Raw genomic sequence first — 2,675 nt, forward strand, 5'->3', positions numbered from 1 at the left:
GGACGCCGGACGCCGGACGCCGGACGCTAAACCCTTAACCTGGAAGGCATGGCGTGTTTCCTGCGGTTCAGTAAACACACCATTCCTATCCGCCCCGGGTTTAGCGTCAAGCGTCCGGCGTCCGGCGTCCAGCGTCTCCATCCACCCTGCTCCCTTCCAACCCTAAAGTCCCGCCGATCCGGGCCGATAGCGTGAAATAGCGGTGCATGCCGGGGTTTATCGGCGGCTCACCGCGGGTTCGCTTGGGCGACAATGGTTTATTGGGTCAGTAAAGGAAGGAACATGGCTAGCATTTCAGCATTGGGGGTCGGGTCCGGCATGGATCTCAGCGGCTTGCTTGATCAACTCGCCGCCGCCGAGAAACAGAAGCTGACGCCGATTGCTCAGCAGCAGCAGAGCTATCAGACCAAGATTTCCGCGTTCGGAAAGCTGGAAAGCGCGCTGGCCAAGTTCCGTGAAGCGGCGCAAGACCTGGATGATCCGAAACAGTTTCAGGCGGTCAAGAAGACGCTCACCGGGGAGTCCCTGACCGCCACCACCGCCAATGGCGCGCCCACCGGCACCTACAGCATCGAGGTGACGCAGACCGCGCGTGCTTACAGCATCGCCACCTCCGGCGTGGCGGACAAAGACGAAACCCTGCTGGGCGCCGGCACGCTGACGTTCGACATGGGCGATGGCGAGAGCTTCAGCGTCAACATTAAAAAAGACGACAGCTCGCTGGAAGACATCCGCGATGCCATCAATGAGGCCAATGGCGGCGTGCGCGCGTCGATCATCAGTGACGGCAGCGATCAGCCGTACCGGCTGGTGTTGTCCTCGGAGGATTCGGGCACCGAAGGGGCGGTCAGCGAAATCACTTTCAGCGGTGATCTGGGCGGCGCCCTGGCGCTGGATCAGGACACCGAGGTGAGTGCCCGCAACGCGCTGCTGGATGTCAACGGCATCAAGGTGGAAAGCCAGAGCAATCATGTCGAGGAGGCGATTCAGGACGTCACCCTGAACATCACCGAGCTGGGCACTTCGACGCTGGAACTGACCCGCGATGACAGCGCCATCAAGAAGGCGGTGGGCGCCTTCGTGGACGCCTACAACGATCTGAAAGAGAACATGGGCAGCCTCAGCAAATACGATGCGGAGAGCCAGACCGCCGGGGTCTTGCTGGGCAACAGCACCTTGCGTGGCATCGAATCGCAACTGCGTGGCGTGCTCAGTGGTGGTCTGGAACAGGGCGATTTCCGGCTGCTCAGCGACATGGGCATTACCCTGCAGCGCGACGGCACCCTGGAAATCGACGACGACGACCTGGACGACGCCATCGCCGAGAACGCCGCCGGCATGTCGGCGTTTTTCGCCGGCGTGGGCGGCAATGATGGCCTCGCCGCCAAGCTGGACGACACCCTCGGCGGCATGCTCGACGACGGCGGCTCGCTGGACAACGTCACCGACGGGCTCAACGCCAGCATCGATTCCCTGCAGGACACCTATGACCGTACCAACGAACGGATCAGCGCGACCATCGAGCGCTATCGCACCCAGTTCAGCCAGCTCGACAGTCTGGTCTCGCAGATGAATTCCACCAGCAGTTATCTGACCCAGCAATTCGATGCCTTGAGCGCGATCACCAAAAGCTGACGCCATCACTACAGGAGAGACTCATGAATGCCACGCGTAAAGCTTCCGCTTACGCCCGGGGGGCCGGCGCCTACGCCCGGGTCGGAGTGGAATCGGGCGTTCTCTCGGCCAGCCCCCACCAGTTGATCACCCTGTTGTTCGACGGTGCGCAAAGCGCGATTCGCACCGCCCGCCTGCACCTGGACAACGGCGACATCGCCGCCAAGGGGCTGGCCATCTCGAAAGCGCTGGATATCGTGAACAATGGGCTGATGGCGGCCCTGGACCGGCAGCGCGGTGGCGAGATCGCCGACCGGCTGGCGGCGCTTTACGATTACATCGCGCGGCTGCTGCTGAAAGCCAACATCCACAACGACGCCGCCCACCTGGACGAAGCCGCCCGGTTGCTCAACGACATTGGCTCCGCCTGGCGGCAGATCGACCCTCAGGGTCAGCGGGGCGCCCATGACTGATTCCACCCTGACCGTGGATTGCACCCCGGCGCCGCGCATTCTCAACACCTACGAGCAGTTGCTGGCCTGCTCCACGCGCATGCTGGGGCTGGTGCGGCGCCAGGATTGGGAAGCGCTGATCGGCGAAGAAACCGATTATCTGAGCGTGGTGTCCGGCCTTGCGGAGCTGGAACAGAACATTGTTCTGAGCAAGCCGCAGCAGGACCGCAAGGCGGATCTGCTAGAGCGCATCCTGGAACAGGACATGGAAATCCGCCACGGGCTGATGGCCCGGCGCGACGAGCTCAGCCGTCTGATGGACGTGTCGCGCCGGCGCCGTGATCTGGGCCGCTCCTATGGCCGCGTGGAGGCGTCGGAGCGCCACGATAAAGGCCGTTCGTGAGCGGCATTACGCCGATTCTGGATACCCTGCTGCACCAGGTGCTGGGCAAGCGGGTGGACATCCCACCACCGCGCGAATTGAATCCGCCGGTGCAACCTCTGAGCCCCGGCGACGCCTTGCAGGCGCTGGGCCGGGACGCGGGCGCCGATGCCCAGGCGGCGCGGCTGAAACCGGCGCTGCCGGCGCCGGCCACGCCGGCCGAGGGC

At 63.8% G+C, this 2,675-nt stretch carries 3 protein-coding genes and 1 pseudogene; all 4 read left to right on the forward strand.

Annotated elements, in window-relative coordinates; genetic code table 11:
* The first annotated feature begins 282 nt into the window (after positions 1 to 282).
* Positions 283 to 1,635, forward strand: a complete 1,353-nt coding sequence (fliD, locus tag CGS25_RS18645) for a flagellar filament capping protein FliD (protein WP_101676391.1) — start codon at positions 283 to 285, stop codon at positions 1,633 to 1,635.
* A 23-nt stretch (positions 1,636 to 1,658) separates the two neighbouring features.
* The gene (fliS, locus tag CGS25_RS18650; RefSeq protein ID WP_089032867.1) at positions 1,659 to 2,087 is read left to right on the forward strand and encodes a flagellar export chaperone FliS; all 429 of its coding nucleotides are present in this window, start codon (positions 1,659 to 1,661) and stop codon (positions 2,085 to 2,087) included.
* Positions 2,080 to 2,469: a flagellar protein FliT gene (fliT, locus tag CGS25_RS18655; RefSeq protein ID WP_101676392.1), complete on the forward strand. Its 390-nt coding sequence runs from the start codon at positions 2,080 to 2,082 to the stop codon at positions 2,467 to 2,469. The genes fliS and fliT overlap by 8 nt, the downstream gene beginning before the upstream one ends.
* Positions 2,466 to 2,675 (forward strand): annotated as a pseudogene (locus CGS25_RS18660) (flagellar hook-length control protein FliK); the annotation flags it as partial. The gene fliT and the pseudogene CGS25_RS18660, both read left to right, overlap by 4 nt.

This window comes from Alloalcanivorax mobilis, from assembly GCF_002864685.1.
GTDB lineage: Bacteria > Pseudomonadota > Gammaproteobacteria > Pseudomonadales > Alcanivoracaceae > Alloalcanivorax > Alloalcanivorax mobilis.